This is a genomic window from Solibacillus isronensis (assembly GCF_023715405.1).
Taxonomy (GTDB): domain Bacteria; phylum Bacillota; class Bacilli; order Bacillales_A; family Planococcaceae; genus Solibacillus; species Solibacillus isronensis_B.
In genome coordinates, this window is sequence record NZ_JAMBOC010000001.1 from 359563 (window position 1) to 381922 (window position 22360).

At 40.0% G+C, this 22360-nt stretch carries 20 protein-coding genes; 18 read left to right on the plus strand and 2 right to left on the minus strand.

Translation table 11 applies throughout. The annotated features are described in order from the left end of the window. The first annotated feature begins 3 nt into the window (after positions 1-3). The 7 genes from M3166_RS01710 to M3166_RS01740 all read left to right on the plus strand — a co-directional run bounded on the left by M3166_RS01710 (position 4) and on the right by M3166_RS01740 (position 5936). Positions 4-597 (plus strand): nicotinate-nucleotide adenylyltransferase, encoded by a 594-nt coding sequence (locus M3166_RS01710; protein WP_251686747.1) that lies wholly within the window; start codon positions 4-6, stop codon positions 595-597. Continuing rightward, the gene (gene yqeK, locus M3166_RS01715) at positions 566-1126 is read left to right on the plus strand and encodes a bis(5'-nucleosyl)-tetraphosphatase (symmetrical) YqeK (RefSeq protein ID WP_251686749.1); all 561 of its coding nucleotides are present in this window, start codon (positions 566-568) and stop codon (positions 1124-1126) included. The genes M3166_RS01710 and yqeK overlap by 32 nt, the downstream gene beginning before the upstream one ends. 6 nt (positions 1127-1132) lie before the next feature. Next, positions 1133-1486: a ribosome silencing factor gene (rsfS, locus tag M3166_RS01720; protein ID WP_008407622.1), complete on the plus strand. Its 354-nt coding sequence runs from the start codon at positions 1133-1135 to the stop codon at positions 1484-1486. After that, positions 1479-2216 (plus strand): class I SAM-dependent DNA methyltransferase, encoded by a 738-nt coding sequence (locus tag M3166_RS01725; protein ID WP_251686751.1) that lies wholly within the window; start codon positions 1479-1481, stop codon positions 2214-2216. Before rsfS ends, M3166_RS01725 begins: the two co-directional genes overlap by 8 nt. Positions 2217-2340: 124 nt before the next feature. Next, complete coding sequence (locus M3166_RS01730) at positions 2341-2988, plus strand: helix-hairpin-helix domain-containing protein (RefSeq protein WP_251686753.1); 648 nt, start codon at positions 2341-2343, stop codon at positions 2986-2988. 85 nt (positions 2989-3073) lie between these two features. Next, a complete protein-coding gene (locus M3166_RS01735; RefSeq protein WP_079527928.1) occupies positions 3074-3649 on the plus strand; it encodes a ComE operon protein 2 in 576 nt (191 codons plus the stop codon). Further along, a complete protein-coding gene (locus M3166_RS01740) occupies positions 3618-5936 on the plus strand; it encodes a DNA internalization-related competence protein ComEC/Rec2 (protein ID WP_251686755.1) in 2319 nt (772 codons plus the stop codon). Before M3166_RS01735 ends, M3166_RS01740 begins: the two co-directional genes overlap by 32 nt. A 51-nt stretch (positions 5937-5987) precedes the next feature. On the opposite strand, the gene M3166_RS01745 is transcribed toward M3166_RS01740, so the two are convergent. Then, positions 5988-6161: a YqzM family protein gene (locus M3166_RS01745; RefSeq protein WP_079527924.1), complete on the minus strand. Its 174-nt coding sequence runs from the start codon at positions 6159-6161 to the stop codon at positions 5988-5990. A 245-nt stretch (positions 6162-6406) separates the two neighbouring features. Between M3166_RS01745 and holA the strand changes: the two genes are divergently transcribed. Next, positions 6407-7417, plus strand: a complete 1011-nt coding sequence (holA, locus tag M3166_RS01750; RefSeq protein WP_251686764.1) for a DNA polymerase III subunit delta — start codon at positions 6407-6409, stop codon at positions 7415-7417. A gap of 71 nt (positions 7418-7488) precedes the next feature. Here holA and rpsT read toward each other — a convergent pair whose 3' ends face one another. Next, positions 7489-7737 (minus strand): 30S ribosomal protein S20, encoded by a 249-nt coding sequence (gene rpsT, locus M3166_RS01755; RefSeq protein ID WP_251686766.1) that lies wholly within the window; start codon positions 7735-7737, stop codon positions 7489-7491. A 164-nt stretch (positions 7738-7901) separates the two neighbouring features. Here rpsT and gpr point away from each other — a divergent pair, with 164 nt between their 5' ends. From gpr to mutL, 10 genes are all read left to right on the plus strand, one after another. After that, positions 7902-8936 (plus strand): GPR endopeptidase, encoded by a 1035-nt coding sequence (gpr, locus tag M3166_RS01760; RefSeq protein ID WP_251686768.1) that lies wholly within the window; start codon positions 7902-7904, stop codon positions 8934-8936. An 84-nt stretch (positions 8937-9020) separates the two neighbouring features. After that, entirely contained in the window at positions 9021-9842 is an 822-nt protein-coding gene (gene spoIIP, locus M3166_RS01765; RefSeq protein ID WP_251686770.1) for a stage II sporulation protein P, read from the plus strand. Positions 9843-10176: 334 nt separating this feature from the next. Next, positions 10177-12006 carry a translation elongation factor 4 gene (gene lepA / locus M3166_RS01770; protein WP_251686772.1) on the plus strand — a complete coding sequence of 610 codons (1830 nt, stop codon included), beginning with the start codon at positions 10177-10179 and terminating at the stop codon, positions 12004-12006. A gap of 90 nt (positions 12007-12096) precedes the next feature. After that, positions 12097-12441 carry a hypothetical protein gene (locus tag M3166_RS01775; RefSeq protein WP_251686775.1) on the plus strand — a complete coding sequence of 115 codons (345 nt, stop codon included), beginning with the start codon at positions 12097-12099 and terminating at the stop codon, positions 12439-12441. A 76-nt stretch (positions 12442-12517) separates the two neighbouring features. Further along, on the plus strand, positions 12518-14053 hold the full coding sequence (gene miaB, locus M3166_RS01780) for a tRNA (N6-isopentenyl adenosine(37)-C2)-methylthiotransferase MiaB (protein WP_251686777.1): 1536 nt from the start codon (positions 12518-12520) through the stop codon (positions 14051-14053). Beyond that, entirely contained in the window at positions 14050-14487 is a 438-nt protein-coding gene (locus M3166_RS01785; RefSeq protein WP_251686780.1) for a RicAFT regulatory complex protein RicA family protein, read from the plus strand. Before miaB ends, M3166_RS01785 begins: the two co-directional genes overlap by 4 nt. A 154-nt stretch (positions 14488-14641) precedes the next feature. Then, positions 14642-16831 (plus strand): bifunctional diguanylate cyclase/phosphodiesterase, encoded by a 2190-nt coding sequence (locus M3166_RS01790; RefSeq protein WP_251686782.1) that lies wholly within the window; start codon positions 14642-14644, stop codon positions 16829-16831. Positions 16832-17054: 223 nt separating this feature from the next. Further along, complete coding sequence (gene cotE / locus M3166_RS01795; protein ID WP_251686784.1) at positions 17055-17642, plus strand: outer spore coat protein CotE; 588 nt, start codon at positions 17055-17057, stop codon at positions 17640-17642. 180 nt (positions 17643-17822) lie between these two features. Next, the gene (gene mutS, locus M3166_RS01800; protein ID WP_251686787.1) at positions 17823-20435 is read left to right on the plus strand and encodes a DNA mismatch repair protein MutS; all 2613 of its coding nucleotides are present in this window, start codon (positions 17823-17825) and stop codon (positions 20433-20435) included. A 14-nt stretch (positions 20436-20449) separates the two neighbouring features. Continuing rightward, complete coding sequence (gene mutL, locus M3166_RS01805) at positions 20450-22348, plus strand: DNA mismatch repair endonuclease MutL (protein WP_251686789.1); 1899 nt, start codon at positions 20450-20452, stop codon at positions 22346-22348. Positions 22349-22360: the final 12 nt, after the last annotated feature.

A 22360-nucleotide genomic window follows, 5' to 3' on the forward strand; every position in this document is an offset into this window, starting at 1 on the left:
GTAATGAAGAAAGTCGGTCTTTTTGGCGGAACTTTTAATCCACCGCATATTGGACATTTAATGATGGCCAATGAAGTGTATGCAGCGCTTGGTTTGACGGAAGTACGCTTTATGCCGAACGCAAAGCCGCCGCATAAGGATTTGGCCCGCTCTGCAACAAATGCTCAGCGTCTGCGGATGGTTGAGCTGGCGATCGAGGATATTCCGTATTTTCATGTGGAAACATATGAACTTGAGCGCGGAGGGGTATCCTATACATTCGATACAATGAAAGCATTGTGTGAACGTGAACCACAAATACAGTTTTATTTTATTATCGGCGGGGACATGATCGATTCTTTGCATACATGGCACCGTATCGATGAGTTAATGGAACTTGTCACATTTGTTGGAGTGAAGCGCCCGGGCAGTGAAGCAAAATCATGTTACGACGTGTGTATGGTGGAAGCCCCGCAAATTGACCTTTCTTCAACATATATTCGAAACCGGTTACAGCAAACAGAGGCACCTTTACAGTTTTTATTGCCTGCTGCAGTTGAACGGTATATTCGAAAGGAAGGTTTGTATGGAACGTCAAACGATGCTGGCAGCGATTAAAGATCGAATGCCTGAAAAACGGTATATTCATACCATTGGTGTAATGGAAACAGCGATCCGTTTAGCTCAACGATACGGTGAAAATCCACAAAAAGCAGAGATTGCGGCTATCTTCCATGATATAGCTAAATATGCGGATGTTGACTGGATGAAGCAAGTCGTGATTGAACAGCAGTTGGATGCGCGTCTGCTTGACTGGAATGCTGAAATATTGCATGGTCCGGTCGGTGCCTGGATTGTCGAGACGGAATTCCAAATTAATGATGAAGGCATTTTAAATGCAATTCGTTATCATACTACCGGACGTGCGAATATGACAACTTTTGAGAAAATTATTTATGTAGCAGATATGATTGAACCAAATCGTAAATTTCAGGGTGTTGAGGAACTAAGAACGTTGGCAGACATCAGTTTAGAGGATGCATTCCGGGCATGTGTGACACATACGCTCAGTTTTTTAGTTTCGTCACAGCAGGCAATTTATCCTGTTTCGATTGAATGCTACAACAGCTTAATAAGAGAGGAATAAACATACATGAATGAAACGTTATTAAATATTACGTACAAAGCAATCGATGACAAGCGAGGAGAGGATATCGTTGCATTAAATATGCAGGGAATTTCACTTTTAGCTGATTATTTCATCATTGCAGAAGGTAGCTCAGAGCGCCAAGTACAGGCAATTGCACGTGAAATTAAAGAAAAAGCAGAAGAAGCGGGCTACACAGTACGTAAGCTTGAAGGCTTTGATACTGCACGCTGGATTTTAGTCGATATGGGTGATGTTGTTGCACATATTTTCCATAAAGATGAGCGTGCCTATTACAACCTGGAACGTCTATGGGGAGATGCACCACAATTAGACGCGCCACAAATGGACAATGAATAGTTATGAGCGTTTTGCGGAAGTTTATGATGAATTGATGACCGATATCCCGTATACGGAATATGTGGAATGGATTCAGACATATGCACCTGCACAGAACTATAAAAATCTGCTCGATATTGGCTGTGGTACAGGAACGCTTGCATTATTACTGAATAAAGCGGGTTACGCTGTATCAGGGATTGACCTATCGGAAGAAATGCTTGCCATTGCAAGTGCGCGTATGGAGGATGAAAAAGTTTCAATGCCTCTATATGCTATGTCAATGGACGAACTGGAAGGTTTCAGCAATTTGGATGTTGCGATCATTCCAATTGACTCGATCAATTATGTAAAAGAGCAGCAAAATGTCGTGGAAACATTGAAACGGGTATTTGACAGTCTTCGGGAAGGCGGACAACTATTCTTTGATGTACATTCGTTATATAAAATGGACGAAATTTTTCTGGATGGTCCGTTTACGTATGACGACGGCGAAATTTCATATGTTTGGCATACAGAGCCGGGTGAAGAACCCCATTCTGTGTACCATCAAATGACGTTTTTTGTACTAACAGAAAGCGGTCTATATGAACGCTTTGATGAAGAACATTATCAGCGCACATTTGCGTATGAGCAATATGTGAAATGGCTGAAAGAAATCGGTTTTTCTCACGTTGAAGTGACGGCAGACTGGATGACAACACAACCGACTGATGAAAGCGAACGAATTTTTATTCGGGCGGTTAAATAAAAATAGCTGAAAAAGTAAGTTTCAGCAGTTTTGATGGAAATACCTTTTCATAAAGAAGCGGAATTTGTATAGTGGATGTAAGCTCCATATATAAAACCTTCTTTATGAAAGGGTGTTTTTTATTTTGCAGCCATTTCTGGAGAAGTATAAAAAGCAACTCGCCATTCTGGGCGGAGTCGTTGCTGCGGTATTCATCTACTTATTATTCCTCGATGATTCCTCGCACAGTGCTGCGATTGAAACAATTGACCAAATGACAATTCCTGCTATTGATGAACCTTCCACAAATCCGGAAACGGAAATCGAAAACGAACATAAGCCAATAATGGTGGATGTAAAAGGAGCGGTAAAATATCCGGGTGTGTATACATTATCCGGAGATCAACGGATTGTCGATGCCGTTGAAGCAGCAGGAGGGTACACAGACGATGCCAATCCGGTGCTCATTAACCATGCCCAAAGGCTTCAGGATGAAATGGTGATCTATATACCTAAAACTGGCGAAGAGCCTGCGGAGGTAATGGAACAGATGATACAGGCGAGTCCGGCGACCGGCTCAGGCAGCGGAAGTACGAAGGGAAAGATTAATATAAATAAAGCGATGGAAGCGGAGTTAACCCAGCTTCCGGGAATTGGTCCATCCAAAGCAGGTGCGATTATTCAGCATCGGTCCGAACACGGGAATTTTCAAGTTATAGATGATTTAAAAAAAGTAACTGGAATCGGGGATAAAACATTTGAGCAGTTAAAGGACTTAATCGACGTAAAATAAACCGAAATTTCTGATTGATCTTACATTGCGAATGTCAGGAACTACGTATAAACTGATAGGTGACAAAACATTTGGGGGTTATCATATGGAGCGAATTACTTGGGATCAATTTTTTATGGCGCAAAGTCATTTACTCGCATTAAGAAGCACATGCAGCCGTCTTGCGGTAGGTGCGACAATTGTACGGGAAAAGCGCATCATTGCCGGCGGATATAATGGATCCATTTCAGGTGACGAACACTGTATTGAAGAAGGTTGCTACGTTGTGGACAACCATTGTGTCCGCACAGTGCATGCCGAAACAAATGCATTACTGCAATGTGCGAAATATGGTACGCCATCAAATGGAGCGGATCTATATGTCACACATTTCCCATGCCTGCCATGCACGAAGACCATCATTCAAGCTGGTATCAAAAATGTGTACTATGCAAAAGATTATAAAAATAATATGTACGCAATGGAATTGTTCAAAAAAGCAGATGTCCATGTTGCGCATATTCCATTTGATGAGGCAAAAATCGACTTTCTGCAAGATGAAAAGTTCGCATTAACTGCTGAAATGCTCGAAAAGCTTCGTGAGTTAGGTGCAAGCCGTGATCAGTTGCTCCCATTAGAGGAGAAGATGCATGCTTTATTTGGTAAACTTGTTCAAGCATAACTGGATATTTTATGCCTTGTCGGTTTGTATCAGTGCACTTGCTGCATTGGAATCGGGAAGGCTTCTTTTCTTGCTGGCATTATTGTTGGTGTTTAGTCTTTATAAACGACTGGCAAACATTCATTTGCTGTTTATTTTAATAGTTGGCATTGGGAGTTACAGTTATTTTTCCTATGAAATCAATAAGCTTTCACTACCGGTTGAACTACCGGCAATATTAACATGGACCGACGAGTACAATATAAATGGTGTGATGCTAAGGGGGTTCATGCTTGATGAATCCGGCGACAAAGTATATGTCACCTATGAATTGAAAACTGAAAAGGAAAAACAACGCTTCGAGGCACAGCAGCTTGCTGGTACAAGTTTTATTGTAACCGGGGAGCAAGTATCCCCATCAATCCCCGCACACCGCTATGGCTTTTCTATGGCCCGCTATTTGCAAGGTAAGAATGCAAGAGGTATTATCGAAATTCAGCAGCTCCAATATTTTCGGCAAAATAAAAGTTTCATGCAACCTATTTATGAACAGCGCTTTCAGTTAAAAAGGCATATTGAAGAAACGTTCCCGCCATCACTTGCCGCAGAGGCACAAGCCCTTTTGATTGGTTTCCAGGAAAATGTCGACGAACAGTTAAATCGCGCTTATCAAAAACTCGGGATTACCCATTTATTTGCAATTTCGGGTTTGCATGTCGCACTTGTCTCATTCCTGTTTTTTCAGTTATTGCTCCGCTTGAGGATACGTAGAGAGGTCGCTACAGTATTTTTGCTTATTTTATTGCCGTTGTATGCAATTTTAGCAGGAGGGGCACCGTCTATTTGGCGTGCAGTAAGTGTCGTGGAATTTGTCTTGCTAGCACAGTATGTTCGTTGGAAAATACCGATGGATGATGCATTGTCGCTCAGCTTTATTATGTTTGTCTTATTAGAGCCTGGTGCAGTTTTTCAAGTCGGCTTTCAGCTATCCTATTTGGCTACTTACAGCTTAGTTTATTCCAGCCGTATTTTAGCTCGCTACTCAAATTTTTGGGTACAATCCTTCTACATTACGTTCGTTTGCCAAATCCTTGTTTATCCTTTATTACTGTTCCACTTTTACGAAATTAGCCTATCCTCTTTTATCGCCAATATTTTCTTCGTCCCTCTTTTTTCATTTATTGTTTTACCGACCAATCTATTTGTCCTTGTGCTGACTTATTTGCCACTCCCGTTTGACTCCATTCTGTTCTTTATATATGAGCCGTTGCGTACAGCGCTGACAAATTTCATTCTCTTCATTCAGCAGCCGATTGTCCAAATGTGGAACCCCGGGAAACCTTCGATGATATGGCTTATGGTTTTATACGGTTCGGTTTTTTTCACTTTTTATTTGCTTGATCAGCAAGCTCCGTTAAAGAAAGCCATCTTTGCTTTAGTACTGCCTGCATTTATATTTCATATACAGCCATTTTTGCATAGTGATCTGAAAATGGCCTTTGTCAACGTCGGTCAAGGGGACTGCATTGTCATTGAATTGCCGTACAGAAAATCGGTCATTGTCATCGATGCAGGGGGCTTGTTGAGATTTGAACAGGAAACATGGAAAGAGCGGAAAACTCCCTATGAGGTTGGGCGTCAAGTTGTCGTTCCCTATTTAAAAGGGCGAGGAATCCAAACAATCGATACATTTATGCTGTCACATGCGGATGCGGATCATGTAGAGGGGGCTGAAGAAGTGTTGCGGGAAGTGATTGTAAAGGAGGTGCACGTTACACCAGGTTCAATCACCAAACCGGTTATGAACGATTTTTTGCATGAGCTGGAGAAAACAAATACGAAACTGATTGAGAAAATGGCTGGTCATAAGTGGCAAATAGGAGAAACAGCTTTTGAATATTTATGGCCATTGGAAATCGAATATGAAGGAAATAATGATTCGCTCGTTCTACTCGTTAAGCATGAGGCATTTCGGGCATTATTTACAGGAGATTTGGAGCAGGAAGGCGAGAGGGAACTGATTCGGCTTTATAACGAGAAATTACGTAACATCGATTTATTGAAGGCCGGGCATCATGGCAGTAAAACATCAAGCACCGAGGAATTTATAACAGTAACAAACCCTAAATTTGTTGTGTTTATGGCAGGTGAAAATAACCGTTATAATCATCCGCATATTGATGTTGTCAATCGGTTTGAGGCGAAAAAAATTCCATACTCGACAACAGGAATAGATGGTACGGTAGAAATTTTTGTCTCACAAAATCAAATGTATATTGAAAAATCGAATTCTCTTTTTATGAAATAAAAAATGGAATGGTTTCTCATTTTAACAAGAAACCATCCCACTTTTAAGGAATTACAGACGTGTAGCTGCTTCTACGATTGTTGCAATAATAAACAATACGATGAAGAATCCGCCACCGATGGCGAAACCGTAACCGGCATCTGGGAAGTCATTGCTTTTCATCGCTCGGCCACGACCTTCAAATGGGTTTTCAGCTACATAGTTTGGATCTTGATGTCCTGCCATAAGTATCCCTCCTAATCTTCAATAATTATAGAATATTCTAACTAAAAATGCTATATGAAATGCTAATTATTCCTTTTATTGGTTTATTGAATCGGTGTGAGCTTCAATAAAAATCCATAAGTAAATAGAGAAGAGGTCGGCCATATAAATTCTTCTTCAAGGCATATTGTGATGTGAAACTGAACATCCTCAATAACGTAAAAAGTGGTATACTTAGAACTACGAAAGTAAAGGAGGTTCCCAGTATGATAACAAAAGTATGGCAAGATTTTAAAAAGGGGAATTTCGCACCGGTTTACTTGCTTGTAGGAGAAGAATCCTATTTTGTAGATGAAACAATTAAGCAGTTGAAGGCGGCTCTTCAAAAAAATGAAGATGCGGAAGTTATGACCTTTGACTTAAATGAACAGCCGATTGATTATGTTATTGATGAAGCGGATACGATTCCGTTTTTCTCGGAACGTAAATTAATAATAGCTAAAAATGCATCATTTTTAAAAGCGACTGGAAAAGGCAAGGAAAAGATTGACCATGATTTAAAGCGTCTTGAAAGCTGGCTGCAGCATCCTACTGATACAGCCATCACCATATTTATCGCGCCATACGAAAAGTTGGATGAGCGTAAAAAAGTAACGAAGCTTATGAAAGAAAAATGTACAGTAATCGCAGCGGAAACACCACAAAACAACGATTTGAATATATGGGTAAAAAGTGAAGCAGAGCAGCATGGAAAAGCGATCGCCGATGAAGCTGTCGGTAAACTGCTGGAAATGGTCGGTCCGAATATGCTCCAGCTTCAGATGGAAATAGAAAAGATGGCCTTGTATTTAGGTGAAGATTATGAAATAACACATGAACTTGTAGAGGATTTAGTGGCGAAAACACTTGAACATGATGCATTTAAAATGCTGAATGCCTATTTGGAGCACAATCAGGAAGAGGCACTCAAAATCTATCATGATCTTTTACGTCAAAAAGAAGAACCGATCAAACTTGTAGGACTTTTAGCGAACAATATCCGGACGATGACCAATATTTTCTATTTGCAAAAAAAAGGGTACCATCAGCAACAGATTGCAAAACAGCTTAAAATTCATCCGTACCGAGTGCAGGTCATTTCAGGTCAAAGAAACCGCCCATCCGACCAGCGTTTACTTCAAGCGCTCTATAGTCTGGCGGAAGTAGATCTTCAGCTTAAAACAACAGGTGGTAACCGTGAGCGCCATCTAGAGCTGTTTTTAATGAAGAAACTATAGAAATTTATATTCTAGGAAACAATGAAAAAAGCCAACTGTGCAAATGCACAGTTGGCTTTATAAGTTTACAATTAAGCTTTTTTCGCTAAACGAGACTTTTTACGAGAAGCCGCGTTTTTGTGAATAAGACCTTTAGAAGCAGCTTTATCTAATGCTTTAGAAGCAGCAACTACTAATTCTTGTGCGTTTTCAGCACCTGTTGCGATCGCTTGCTCAGCTTTTTTAACTGTAGTACGCATAGCAGATTTTGCTTGTACGTTAGCAGCGTTAGCTTTTTCGTTAACTTTTACACGTTTGATAGCAGATTTAATGTTTGGCATTTCTTTCACCTCCTAGATTTAGGTACGAGATGAGTATTTTCTCACTTATTTCATGTGTCAATACAACAAAAATCATTCTACCAAAGGATTGAAGGAATTGCAATACATAAACGCAAAGAATATTTACTTGACAGTTTGAACAAACTGAATTGTGGAGGTGCATTATGAAAAAAATCGATTGGAATCGAACAGATTTAATTGATGAAACAGCAGAAGTTGTCCAACATCAAACAAAACAGCAAAAGGAAACATTGGAACAAGAACGTGGCATTCACATGGAAGAATCCCAACAAAATCGTGTCAAAATCACAAAAGTTGAAGTGAATGCTACAGGGGAAGAAAGAATAAGTAAAAAGCAGGGGACGTATATAACGTTGTCGATCCCTACACTAACATCAGAAGACCGCCATGGTTTTGAGCAAATGCAGGAATCTTTAATCCATTACCTGCACGATTTGCACAAAGACGTAAAAATTACGGCGGATTCAAAAATTTTAGTGATCGGTTTAGGGAACAAGACGATTACCCCAGATGCAATTGGTCCATATACGATTGATGCCATGCATAAAAAACAGTCGGAACTGGATTCACCAAAGTTTATTTTGTATGCGCCAGGTGTAACCGGCCAAACAGGATTTGAGACAAGTGATTATATCCATGCATTGGCAGAAAAAATTAAACCTGCACTTGTCATTATTATCGATGCGCTTGCAACAAGCGGAAGTGCACGTTTATGCCGGACGATCCAACTGACAGATACCGGAATTCATCCAGGAGGGGGTGTCGGTAACCATCGTAAGGAAGTTTCCAAGGAAGTGCTCGGCGTCCCGGTAACAGCAATCGGAGTTCCGACAGTTGTCGAAGCACCAATTTTAATCGCCGATGCAATTGACGTAGCATTCAGATCAATTGCGGCTAAAATACAGGAAAGAGATAAACCGTCGGGCAAGCTTTCAGTAACAAACTGGACACCTGTAAACGAGGAAGTCGATTTAACGAAAGTTGAACCGATTTTCGGTCAGTGGGCGACATGGCCGACTGAAGATCGCAGACAATTATTTGAAGAAGTTTTCAGTACCCATCCGGAGCGATTGATGGTTACACCGAAAGAAGTCGACTTCTGGCTAAGCCAATATGCATTTTTACTAGGTGAAAGCTTGTTTACATGGCTTGAAGAAAAACAAAAAGCCGGTAATTAACAGGCAATTTATTTTCTGAACAATAAAAACTAGTTATACGTTCTAAGTTTTACTCTTTTCCCATATTGTATTGGAGAAAGGGTGATGTGTTTGCGGAAACTAAAACGCTTCTCATTATTGTTCTTATTTTTATTTTCACTGCCTATCATTATTGGGCAATTCCCTTTTCCAAATAATGAAATGACTACACAAAAAAGCAAAAGTGAACGTCCACACGTTGTTTATGCAGCGGCAGAGCCAATTGTCACAGTACCTGAAGAACCGAAAGTCGATCCATTCGATGTACTGTTGATGTTCACACATTCACACGAGTCCTATAAGCCGATCGTCAAAAAAACAAAAGGGATGCAGGCAGTTTATGATGAAGAAATGAATATCTTTTCACTACAAGAAATGATGCAGCATTATCTTGAATTAAACGATTTAACCCCACATATTGTAGACTTTGATGTTATGACCGAAATGAAACAGGTTGATGCAACATTTCACCAAGCATACAAAGTGGCTCGACCTGTATTGGCTCAGTATTTGGAGGAAAGCGAATATGATCTTATAATCGATTTCCATCGGGATTCAGCCCCTAAAAAAGTGACGACACTTACAGCAAACAATGAACAATATGCAAAGATTGCTTTTGTTGTCGGCGCTGAACATCCTGCATATGAAGCGAATTTAGCTTATGCAACAATGTTAAGTGAGCAAGTGAACCGTATTGTGCCAGGCGTTTCACGCGGTATTATTAAAAAGTCGGGTACTGGTGTTGACGGTGTTTATAATCAGGATCTTGCAACAAATGTATTGCTGATTGAATTTGGCGGTATTGACAACACGGAAGAAGAGCTTCAGCGAACAATGGCGATTTTAGCTCAGGCAATCCGGGTTGCTTTCGTTGAATCAGCAGCGTAGGTATTAATTGGTTTACAAATAGCAGGCGGGTAGTGTGAGACATGTTGAACAATTTCAGCACGGCTATTCGCTCCAATATGAAAAACCGCATTTCGCAAAAGTTAGGCGCGAAATGCGGTTTTCCTATTGTAGGTGAAGGTTCGCTGTTGTCGTTTCACTACAATTCATAGTATAATTTAAAATAAGTTATGCCTCTATTGTTCCATTACTTAAAATTGGTGGAGATAGAGGCTGTATTTTAGTAGAAAAGTAAATGGATGAATAATCTACATATGTAGTGACACCAACGCCAAATGGGCTCAGGTGTTTTTTCTAATTAGGAGAGGAATTATACATGAACCGAGAACAACGTTTAAAACGACAAGAAAATATCCGAAATTTCTCGATTATTGCACATATCGACCACGGGAAATCAACACTTGCAGACCGTCTTTTAGAATCGACGCAAACTGTTACACAACGCGAAATGAAATCACAGCTGCTGGATTCTATGGACTTGGAGCGCGAGCGCGGAATTACAATTAAATTAAATGCTGTACAATTGAAATATAATGCTAAAGATGGCGAAATTTATACTTTCCACTTAATCGATACACCGGGCCATGTCGATTTCACATATGAAGTATCACGTTCATTAGCGGCATGTGAAGGTGCTATTCTAGTAGTGGATGCTGCACAGGGAATTGAAGCGCAAACACTTGCTAACGTATATTTGGCATTGGACAATGATCTGGAAATCTTACCGGTTATCAACAAAATCGACTTACCGGCTGCAGACCCTGAGCGTGTTCGCGCTGAAGTAGAAGACGTAATTGGGCTGGATGCTTCTGAAGCAGTACTTGCCTCTGCAAAGGCAGGAATTGGGATTCAGGATATTTTGGAACAGATTGTTGAAAAAGTACCTGCTCCACAAGGTGATCCGGATGCCCCATTACAAGCATTGATTTTCGACTCTGTTTATGATGCGTATAAAGGTGTAATCATTTCAATTCGTATCGTAAATGGTACTGTTAAAGCCGGAGATAAAATCAAAATGATGGCTACCGGTGCAGAGTTTGAAGTAATCGAAGTAGGTGTTCATACACCGAAATCGATACCACAAGCTGAATTGACAGTAGGCGATGTTGGGTATTTAACAGCATCAATTAAAAATGTTCAGGACACACGTGTAGGTGATACGGTAACATACGCGGGCAGCCGTGCTGCAACAGAACCGCTTCCAGGTTACCGTAAACTGAATCCGATGGTATATTGCGGTCTTTATCCGATTGATACAGCCAAATACAACGATTTACGTGAAGCACTTGAAAAACTGGAATTAAACGACTCTGCACTACAATATGAGGCAGAAACTTCTCAGGCGTTAGGCTTCGGTTTCCGATGCGGATTCTTAGGACTATTGCACATGGAAATTATTCAGGAACGTATTGAGCGTGAATTCAACATTGATTTAATCACGACTGCGCCATCAGTAATTTATGAGGTAACAAAAACAGATGGTTCGGTATTAAAAGTAGATAACCCGTCAATGATGCCGGATCCTCAAAAAATCGAACGTATTGAAGAGCCATATGTAAAAGCGACAATTATGGTACCAAACGATTATGTAGGGGCTGTTATGGAGCTTTGCCAGAAAAAGCGCGGTAACTTCTCAGGAATGGATTACATCGATGACACACGTGTAAAAATCGTTTATGAAATGCCTTTAGCGGAAATTGTATATGACTTCTTTGATTTCCTGAAATCAAATACGAAAGGCTATGCGTCATTCGATTATGAATTAATCGGATACCAGCCTTCTAAGTTAAGCAAAATGGATATTTTACTGAACGGTGAACAAGTCGATGCGTTAAGCTTCATCGTACACAAAGACTTTGCATATGAACGCGGAAAAATAATTGTAGAAAAATTAAAAGAGCTGATTCCACGTCAACAATTCGAAGTACCGGTGCAAGCAGCGATCGGTCAAAAAATTATTGCCCGCTCGACAATTAAATCGATGGGTAAAAACGTACTTGCAAAATGTTACGGCGGTGACATTTCTCGTAAACGTAAATTACTTGAAAAGCAAAAAGCGGGTAAAAAACGTATGAAACAAGTAGGTTCAGTAGAGGTTCCACAAGAAGCATTTATGGCTGTACTGAAAATGGATGATAGTAAATAATATTTGTAAAAGGCAGATAGAGCAATCTTTCTGCCTTTTATTTTTAGAGGTTAGTTTACTGAAATGTTTTTTAAAAATGAGGTAGAAAATATGACCGATATTTTAAATTTTTTGCATTATAAAAATGAAAAACTGGAAAGTGAATTTAATAAATTGTTTGAACGTGCCAACTCTCCGGGGAGCCGGGTAGATGCCCTGCTGGAAAACAAAGCATTGCAACTGGAAGACCACAAGCTGTTCTTGGCGTTTTTAGCGTATTTAGCGCAGCAAAATATTGAAGCGAGACGACTGTTCCAAGATGTTCTGCGCCTGCCAAAGCATCAATTCGAAGCAAAATATGAAATGAACTGGGCGCAAGTAATCAAATTGAGTGTCACATTTTTTACAATTTTACGCGATAATGACTTGAATAGTTACAAACAATTTATCGACTAGCTTGTAACAACCAGCAACAGTTCGCTATAATGATGAAATGAGTAAAGGTAATAAATGATAGGGGGGCAAGTAGTCGATGAATGAAGAACAACGACTAGCTAGTCAGCAGATTAAACAACCTAAGGAAGAAAAAGACTATAGTAAATATTTCGAGAAAGTATTTACGGCTCCTTCACTTAAAGACGCGAAAAAACGCGGTAAAGAAGAAGTAAAGTATCATAAGGATTTTGATATCGAAGAAAAATATTTAGGAATGGGACAGGATCGTAAGTTTTATATTCGAACATACGGCTGTCAAATGAATGAGCACGATACTGAAGTAATGGCTGGTATTTTCATGCAGCTTGGCTATACACCGACTGAGATGATTGAAGAAGCGGATGTCGTTTTACTAAACACGTGCGCGATTCGTGAAAATGCGGAAAATAAAGTATTCGGTGAGCTAGGCTTCCTGTTAAAATATAAACGTAAAAATCCGGAAATGCTGATTGGTGTTTGCGGATGTATGTCGCAAGAAGAATCTGTCGTGAACAAAATATTAAAACAGTACCAGCATGTTGATATGGTGTTCGGGACACATAATATCCACCGATTGCCGAATATTTTACATGACGCTTATATGTCTAAGGAAATGGTTGTCGAAGTATGGTCAAAAGAAGGCGATGTTATCGAAAACCTTCCGAAAAAACGTATTGGTTCGATTAAAGCTTGGGTGAATATTATGTACGGCTGCGACAAGTTCTGTACATATTGTATCGTTCCATATACACGAGGCAAAGAACGTTCACGACGCCCGGAAGAAATTATTCAGGAAGTGCGTGAATTGGCAGCACAAGGCTATAAAGAAATTATGCTTTTAGGCCAAAATGTCAATGCATACGGGAAAGACTTTGATGATATGGAATACCGACTTGGTGATTTGATGGATGAACTCCGTAAAATCGATATTCCACGTATTCGCTTTACAACAAGTCATCCGCGCGACTTTGATGATCAATTAATCGAAGTATTGGCAAAAGGCGGCAATCTCGTCGATCATATCCATTTACCGGTCCAGTCGGGTTCAAACGAAATTTTAAAAATTATGGCACGTAAATATACCCGTGAGCATTTTCTGCAATTAGTCGATAAAATTAAAGCGGCAATTCCGGGAGTAACACTGACAACAGATATCATTGTAGGCTATCCGAATGAAACAGAAGAGCAATTCCAGGAAACGCTTGATTTGTATCGTCAAGTCGGCTTTGATATGGCGTTCACGTATATTTATTCGCCTCGTGAAGGAACACCTGCTGCAAAAATGATTGATAATGTAACAGAGGAAGAAAAGAAAGACCGTCTGCACCGCTTGAATGCGGTTGTCTCTGAGTATTCTGCAAGAGCGCTCAAAGACTTGGAAGGTCAAACAGTAGAAGTTTTAGTTGAAGGCAGCAGTAAAAGACGCGATGATGTGTTAGCTGGCTATACGCGTAAAAACCGTCTTGTTAACTTTAAGGCAGATCCAAAATATATTGGTAAGCTTGTAAATGTAAAAATTTTAGAAGCAAAATCTTATTCTTTAATGGGTGAGTTTGTAGAAGAAGTGACAAAAGAGGGGGAGTTCGTAAGATGACAACAAAATTGTATACAAAAGATGAGATTGTAGAGAAAGCAAAAGAAATTGCCCATATGATTGCGAATACCGAAGAAGTAGAATTTTTCAAAAAAGCGGAAGAACATATTAACGAAAACCAATTTGTACGCGAAAAGATTGCCTCATTGAAAGCACTGCAAAAGCAGGCGGTTAACTTCCAGCACTTAGGGAAAGAAAAAGCGCTTAAAATGATCGAAGGTAAAATTACAGGAATTGAAACAGAAATCGACGAATTACCAGTCGTTCAACAATTTAAACAATCACAGACAGAAGTAAATGAATTGTTACAATTAGTATCAAATGCCATTGCGAATAATGTCACAGATGAAGTCATTGCTTCTACAGGCGGCGATGTTCTAAAAGGCGAAACAGGATCAAAAGTACGTAATAGTACACCAGGCTCATGTTCTTAAAATAATTATTAAAGATATCCCAAGTGGATATCTTTTTTTATGTAGAGTTAATATTCTAAAAGTTTAGCAATATGTGACAATAAATATGTCGATATTCCTACTATTTTTTGTTATGATTTAAGTTAGTTAGAACTATATAGAAAGGACTTTACTAATGAACGAATTTGATAATCTAAGTGTAAGTGATGAAGGATTGTACGATTGGTTATGTCAGATGGCTCGGCAGATTGATTTGGCAGTAGCAATTATTAACCCGAATAAAGGGTATACAATTGAATTTGTAAACCAGATCTTTACGCAAACAACAGGGTACAGGGAAGATGATGTGCTCGGGTCAACACTTTCTTTACTACAGGGACCTCTTACTGACATGTTAAATGAGAATTCGATTCAGGAAAGTATTGAAAATGGACTGACATTTAAAACATCATCCTTTCATTACCGGAAAGATGGGTATGCATTTTGGAACGAAGTCAGGCATTTACCAATGTTTAATCAGCAAGGAATACTCCAATATTGTGTGATCATAATGAAAGATGTAACGGACTCCATGAACATAGAGTCGTTGATTGAGCTGGAACGTGAAGTCTACTTTAGTCTGGAAACAGGGCATCCACTTGAAAATGTATTACGTAATATTTGCAAATCGGTTGAAATAACTTTCGGAAAGAAATGCCATTGTTCCATCGTCCTTGTTGATGAAAATGACCGGATGATTAATATTTACGGTGAAATGTGGAAAGATTTGAAGGAGCTCGATGAGAAAGTTTTATTGATGGATATGAAAGACAATAGGGAAATAAATAAACCGCTCATTTTAAAAGACTTAGAGCAATCGATTTATCATGAAGCATATAGACCGATTATCGATAAATATCGTATAGTTTCAATGTGGAGTCAGCCAATTTTAAATTCAGAAGAAAAAACGATCGGTTTATTTACAATGTACTTTGAACAACTGGCAGAACCAAAAACGATTGAAATAAAATTCATGAACCGAATCGCACCGATTGTTACACTCGCATTAAAATATTTTGACCAAAAAAGTGCGATTCACCGTCTTGCTTTTTGTGATGTTGCATCCGGATTAAATAATTATGAACGCTTTAAAATCATTTTAAATGATTTTACTGCAAATCAGTCGATGGGGCATTTATATATTATTGAACCGGGAGAATATCAAAATATTATTGATTTGTATGACCGGCAAGGCGGGGATGAAGTGCTGCGTCAGTTAGCAAATCGAATACAGAATATCCCATCATTCGCAGACTCGATCATTGCGAGGTATACCCATTCAGCGATTATTGTAGCGACACGTTTATCATTACGGGAAATGAAGATTCCGCCCATTGTAGCTGAACAGTTTTTATCAGAGCCATATTATATTGATGGAAAAGAAGTATACTTAACATTAAAAATAGGAACTTCATCTTTTAGTTCCCGTATTAATTACATAGAAGCAGTCCGCCAGGCGGATATTGCGTTATCAAGTGCACTTAAAGGAACGGGCACTGTTATTAAAAATTTTAATATGAGTTTAATTGAATCTGTAGAACAGGAAATGAATGTACTGGCCCATTTTGCACGCGGTCTAAAAAATAGTGAATTTTTTCCGATGCTCCAGCCGAAAGTGAACTTGATGACAGGGGAAATTGAAAGTTTTGAAGCTTTGGCACGTTGGAATTCGACGGATTTAGGTGTTGTCTCACCGACGTTATTTATACCGGTTGTAGAAAATACCGGCAATATTTATAAAGTAGACCTCGAAATTTTCAAGAAGGTGCTCCAATGGCAAAAACAACGACACGATGCGGGATTGAAATTGTATCAAGTATCGATCAATATTTCACCAAGCCATTTTTATAATCCGGCATTTGTAGAAAGTTCCATTGCCCTTATAGAAAGCTATAAAATAGATCCGAAATTTATAAAATTTGAAATAACCGAAAGTGTCGAACTGGAAAATGTCATAAGAGCAAAAAAAATAATCGACGAGTTGCAACAGCTGGGGATTGAAACATCGATTGATGACTTTGGTGTTGGTTATTCATCACTCAGCTATTTGCAGGAACTGCCATTTAAAGAAATCAAAATTGATAAAAGTTTTGTCGATAATTTAGCGAATCCAAGGATGAATGCCGTCATAAAAACCATTATTCAGCTTTCGGATAACTTGAACATGGTGTCGGTAGCAGAGGGGATCGAAACAGAAGAGCAGCATCTTGAGCTGAAGCGATTAGGCTGTCAGGTTGGGCAAGGATACTATTATTATAAACCAATGTTAATTGAACAAATTAATGAACTATTAAATCAGCAGTTAAAAACTTCATTCAGCAAATGAAGCTCTCAGTAAAATAAAGATGGGCTAAATAAGACAGCACTATGTAGGCCTTATCCCGCTTCCTGACATAACTGCACCGAGGTATAATTGAATGAAGCAATAGCAAAAGCACTACTACAACAAAGGTTTGTAGTAGTTTTTTCTTTTCTAAAAACTCATTTCACCCTTTAGGCACCTGCCGCATACAATAAGTCGAGTTAGTTGAAGAAAGGAGAGATGTTCGGTGAAGCGTTTACGTCAAATTGTGACGAAAGCAGTTATTGCAAAAGGGAAGAAGCGTACCGAATGTGTAGAAACGCTCTGTCCACCGAATGCGCCAACGAGCATATTAGGTTGTTGGGTAATTAACCATCAACACCAGGCGAAACGTAACGGTAAATTTGTTGAGGTGACAGGGAAGTTCGATGTGAATGTGTGGTATGCATATAGCAATCATTCAAAAACGGCAGTGCATACAGAGACAATTTCCTATAAGGATCGTGTCAAACTGTCATTCCGTGATGGAGAAGAAATTGATTCAAATGATGTAAAAGTCCGTGTATTACAAGCGCCGAATTGTATTGAAGCAATTATTACAAAGCAAGGCGACAAAATCCAAGTAACGGTTGAACGTGAATTTTTAGTGGAAATTATTGGGGAAACAACAATTGTCATTAATGTACACCCAATGGATTTTGAAGATGAATGGTCGTTTGAAGAAAGTTCACAACAACCATCCAGCAGTTCTTCATCCTCATCCTCATCGTCATCATCGTCCGACTCTGGCGGCAAAGATTTTGGCAAAGATTATGATTCCTCATCATTTTCGTAAAAGCATCCATCTTTTAACAACAAATGTCTAATCGTAAAAAATTGTAAAACTCTATCGTAAACAGATGGGAATTGTTTGAAGATAACTTTCAGACAATTCCTTTTCTTTGCGTTTGGAAGGCAAATTGCGAGTCAAATGGTATAATACTTGTACAAGTTTTAGCAAGTGAGGGAAATAACCATGACTACATATACACCGATGATGCAACAATATTTGCTCGTAAAACAAGATTACAAAGATGCTTTTTTATTTTACCGTTTAGGCGATTTTTATGAACTGTTTTTTGATGATGCCATTAAAGCGTCACAGCTGCTGGAAATTACATTAACAGCGCGTGCCGGCAATACAGATAATCCAATTCCGATGTGTGGGGTACCGCATCACTCTGCGCAGGGCTATATCGAAACACTTGTCGCAAAAGGTTTTAAAGTGGCAGTATGCGAACAGACGGAAGATCCAAAGCATGCAAAAGGTGTTGTGAAACGCGAAGTTGTACAAGTAATTACACCGGGAACGATTACAGAGGGAAAAGCGCTTGACGGGAAATCCAATCATTTTATTGCTGCTGCTGAAAGTAATGAAGATGATGAAATCGTCTTTGCCTATTTGGACGTATCAACAGGGGAAGCAAACTGTTCGGTAATTGAAGGAAGTGCAAAACAATTAATTCAGCAAGTACAAGCATATGCGATAAAAGAACTGATTGTAACAGAACAGCTGCAGTTACTGCTTGCCGATTATGCGGAAGCAGGAGGTATCGTCCTATCACTTGAAACAGAAGAAATGGATCCGGTAAAGGCAGATCAGTATGTTGCACATTTGCCGGTTCAGCTGCAAGGTGTGGCAAAGCGACTACTACAATATGTGGAACGTACACAAATGCGTTCTTTATCGCATATTCAGCCGTTTTCCTATACTGAAGCCGATAATTTCCTTCGTATCGATACAAATTCCAAACGTAACTTGGAGTTAATCCAATCGATACGGGGCGGGGATGCTAAAGGTACATTGCTTTGGCTTTTGGATGAAACGGTAACAGCGATGGGAGGCCGAAAACTGAAACAATGGATGCACCAGCCGCTCGCAAAGAAAAATGCTATTGAAGCACGACAGGCGATTGTTACGGAATTACTGGAAGACTTCTTCTTGCGCGACGAATTAACGACACTGCTGAAAAATGTATACGATTTAGAGCGTCTGGCAGGGCGTGTAGCATTTGGTTCTGTTGGAGGGCGCGATCTGGCACAGCTGCGCGAATCATTACGACAAGTACCCGAGATTCAGCAAAAGCTTGTAAACAGCGGGTTGGAGAAATGTGTGACGCTTGGTCAAAAGCTGGACGTATGTGCCGATATCGAACAATTGCTGGCAGAGGCGATTACCGATCATCCGCCAATTTCGATCAAAGAAGGCGATGTCATTCGCGATGGCTACAATGCACAGCTGGATGAATATCGTGATGCATCCCGAAACGGGAAAGACTGGATCGCCCAGCTTGAGCAGAAAGAACGTGAACTGACAGGGATCAAAAATTTAAAAATCGGCTATAACCGCGTGTTTGGGTACTATATTGAAATTACAAAATCCCATTTGAATAATACGGACCTGGCACGTTTTGAACGAAAACAAACTTTAGCGAATGCCGAGCGTTTTATTACAGAAGAATTAAAAGAAAAAGAAGCACTGATCTTGAATGCTGAAGAGCAGAGCCTTGCATTGGAATATGATTTATTTGTAGCATTGCGAGAACAGTTAAAAGGGTATATACCTCGGGTTCAGGCATTGGCTGCCCAAATCAGTGAGCTTGATGTTCTGATGAGCTTTGCAACGGTAACCGATAAGTACCGTTTTACAAAGCCGGAATTCCATGAAGGACGTGCTTTGAAAATTATTGAAGGAAGACATCCGGTCGTTGAAAAAATGCTCAATAAACAAAGCTATGTACCGAATGATTGTGTGCTAACAGAGGATAAAAATATGATGCTGATTACCGGTCCGAACATGTCGGGTAAAAGTACGTATATGCGCCAAGTCGCACTAATTGTCGTTTTGGCTCAAATGGGATGCTATGTACCGGCTGATGAAGCGATACTACCGATTACCGACCAGATCTTCACACGAATCGGTGCAGCTGATGACTTAGCAGCAGGTCAATCGACATTTATGGTAGAAATGCTTGAATCACAGTATGCCATTACACATGCAACTAAAAACAGTTTGCTGTTATTTGATGAAATCGGACGCGGCACCTCAACATATGACGGAATGAGTCTGGCACAGGCAATGATGGAATATATTCATGATGAAATCGGAGCAAACACACTATTTTCAACTCACTATCATGAACTGACGGATTTGGAAAACGAGCTGGCACGACTGCAAAATGTTCATGTCAGTGCAACCGAGCAAGACGGCCGAGTTGTATTTTTGCATAAAGTGAAAAAAGGTGCCGCAGATAAAAGTTACGGTGTTCATGTGGCAGAGCTTGCGGAAATGCCGGAAACGATTTTACAGCGTGCACGTCTGTTGCTGGAACAATTTGAAGCAACGAATGCAGAAAAGCCACAAGCTATTTTTGAACAAGAACCCCCACAAAATCCGCAATTAGTGGAACAGGTGGCGGAGAACGATTTGCAGCTTTCATTGTTTACAATGGAAGAAGAACCATCAATTGCACCAGAACAACAAGAAGTACTCGATGCATTGAAAAAACTGAATGTGATGGGTACAACACCGATGCAGGCCATGACATTATTGCATGAACTGCAGCAAAAATTACTAGGCAATCAATAAAGGAGGGAACGGCTTTGGGAAAAATTCAAATAATGGATGAGTGGCTATCAAATAAAATTGCAGCCGGTGAAGTAGTCGAACGCCCTTCATCTGTTGTAAAAGAACTAGTTGAAAATGCAATCGATGCTGGCAGTACGTCAATCGAAATTTTCCTGGAAGAAGCTGGCCTTCATTCAATACAAGTCATAGATAACGGAAGTGGTATGGACGAGGAAGACGCGCTTAAATCCTTTTCGCGCCATGCCACATCAAAAATAGAAAAAGAACAGGATCTGTTCCGCATTCGGACGCTTGGTTTCCGTGGTGAAGCATTGGCATCGATTGCTTCGGTTTCCAAGTTAACATTACGCACATCGGACGGAAATGGAGGTGTGCATTTGTATATGGAAGGCGGTCATTTGAAGGAGCATCAGCCGACCGCACTTCGCAGGGGGACAGATATTACTGTTGCTCAGCTTTTCTTTAATACACCTGCACGCCTAAAATATTTAAAAACGATTCAGACCGAGCTTGGGCATACAATCGATTTTGTTAACCGGATTGCACTTGGCTACGCATCGATTGCGGTTAAACTAGTGCATAATGGGCAAACATTATTGCAAACGAACGGGCGCGGCCAAGTTCAACAAGTATTGGCAGCCATTTACGGTGCACATAATGCAAAGAAAATGCTGCCGTTTGAAGGTCAAAATCAAGATTATAAAATTCATGGTTTTGCAAGTTTGCCTGAGGTGACACGTGCTTCAAAAAACTATATGTCACTTTTCGTCAATGGACGCTGGGTCAAACATTTCGTGATTCAGAAGGCAATTACAGATGCATACCATACGTATTTACCGATTGAGCGTTTTCCCATCGTACTTTTGTATGTTGAGGGAGATCCGCAATTAACCGATGTCAATGTTCATCCGGCGAAGCATCAAGTACGCTTAAGTAAAGAGCCGGAACTATTGAAGCTTATTGAAGATACGATCCGTTCTGCGATTCGGGATGTTATCCGCATTCCGCTCGCTGAAAAAAAGGAGAAGCCAATTCGAACGCCGACTGAGCAGATGAATATTTGGAACCCTGCACCGGCACCTTCAACACAGCCTGTATTCAATGAAGAAAAGCTATCGACAATCGTTGAGCGATTATCAAGTGAAGCTTCTGTTGTAAAAGAGCCGTATGCGCCGGTTCCGACTAAGCAACAACCGGTCACGCATACAGCTTCACCTGTGCCGGAAAGCAGGGAACAGCATAATCGGTCTGATTTCGATGAACTTCCAACTGTTGAAGAGGAAACCTATCCGGAAGAGGTACCAATGGAAGAAGCCGAAACAAAACGGCATTTCCCGCAAGTTGAAATTGTCGGTCAGATTCACGGAACGTATATTGTAGCCCAAATGGAAGACGGATTTTATTTAATTGACCAGCATGCAGCACAGGAACGGATTAAGTATGAATATTTCCGTGATAAAGTCGGAGAAGTGAATGCAAACGAACGTCAGACACTTCTCATGCCATTAACATTCCATTATGCGGCAGATGAGGCATTGCGTCTAAAAGAATCGAAAGAGGCACTTGAAGAAGTAGGGGTTTTCTTGGAAGAATTCGGACTTTCTTCATTTGTTGTACGGGAATACCCGACTTGGTTCCCGAAAGGCGAGGAACAGGAAATTATCGAGGAATTGATCGAGCAAGTGTTAAGTGCACGGAAAACCGATATAAAAAAATTACGTGAAGATGCGGCCATTATGATGAGCTGCAAAAAGTCGATTAAAGCGAATCACTATTTAAATAAAGAACAGATGGAAAGGCTGATCAATGATTTACGAAATGCCGACAATCCGTTTACGTGTCCGCATGGACGACCTGTATTAATTCATTTTACGTCATATGAAGTGGAAAAAATGTTTAAACGCGTTATGTAATTCATAAAAAGG

Coding starts and splice junctions, on each gene's coding strand:
- M3166_RS01710 (WP_251686747.1), top strand. CDS start 4: ATGAAGAAAGTCGGTCTTTTTGGCGGAACTTTTAATCCACCGCATATT.
- yqeK (WP_251686749.1), top strand. CDS start 566: ATGGAACGTCAAACGATGCTGGCAGCGATTAAAGATCGAATGCCTGAA.
- rsfS (WP_008407622.1), top strand. CDS start 1,133: ATGAATGAAACGTTATTAAATATTACGTACAAAGCAATCGATGACAAG.
- M3166_RS01725 (WP_251686751.1), top strand. CDS start 1,479: ATGAATAGTTATGAGCGTTTTGCGGAAGTTTATGATGAATTGATGACC.
- M3166_RS01735 (WP_079527928.1), top strand. CDS start 3,074: ATGGAGCGAATTACTTGGGATCAATTTTTTATGGCGCAAAGTCATTTA.
- M3166_RS01740 (WP_251686755.1), top strand. CDS start 3,618: ATGCTTTATTTGGTAAACTTGTTCAAGCATAACTGGATATTTTATGCC.
- M3166_RS01745 (WP_079527924.1), bottom strand. CDS start 6,161: ATGGCAGGACATCAAGATCCAAACTATGTAGCTGAAAACCCATTTGAA.
- holA (WP_251686764.1), top strand. CDS start 6,407: ATGATAACAAAAGTATGGCAAGATTTTAAAAAGGGGAATTTCGCACCG.
- rpsT (WP_251686766.1), bottom strand. CDS start 7,737: ATGCCAAACATTAAATCTGCTATCAAACGTGTAAAAGTTAACGAAAAA.
- gpr (WP_251686768.1), top strand. CDS start 7,902: ATGAAAAAAATCGATTGGAATCGAACAGATTTAATTGATGAAACAGCA.
- spoIIP (WP_251686770.1), top strand. CDS start 9,021: ATGTGTTTGCGGAAACTAAAACGCTTCTCATTATTGTTCTTATTTTTA.
- lepA (WP_251686772.1), top strand. CDS start 10,177: ATGAACCGAGAACAACGTTTAAAACGACAAGAAAATATCCGAAATTTC.
- M3166_RS01775 (WP_251686775.1), top strand. CDS start 12,097: ATGACCGATATTTTAAATTTTTTGCATTATAAAAATGAAAAACTGGAA.
- miaB (WP_251686777.1), top strand. CDS start 12,518: ATGAATGAAGAACAACGACTAGCTAGTCAGCAGATTAAACAACCTAAG.
- M3166_RS01785 (WP_251686780.1), top strand. CDS start 14,050: ATGACAACAAAATTGTATACAAAAGATGAGATTGTAGAGAAAGCAAAA.
- M3166_RS01790 (WP_251686782.1), top strand. CDS start 14,642: ATGAACGAATTTGATAATCTAAGTGTAAGTGATGAAGGATTGTACGAT.
- mutS (WP_251686787.1), top strand. CDS start 17,823: ATGACTACATATACACCGATGATGCAACAATATTTGCTCGTAAAACAA.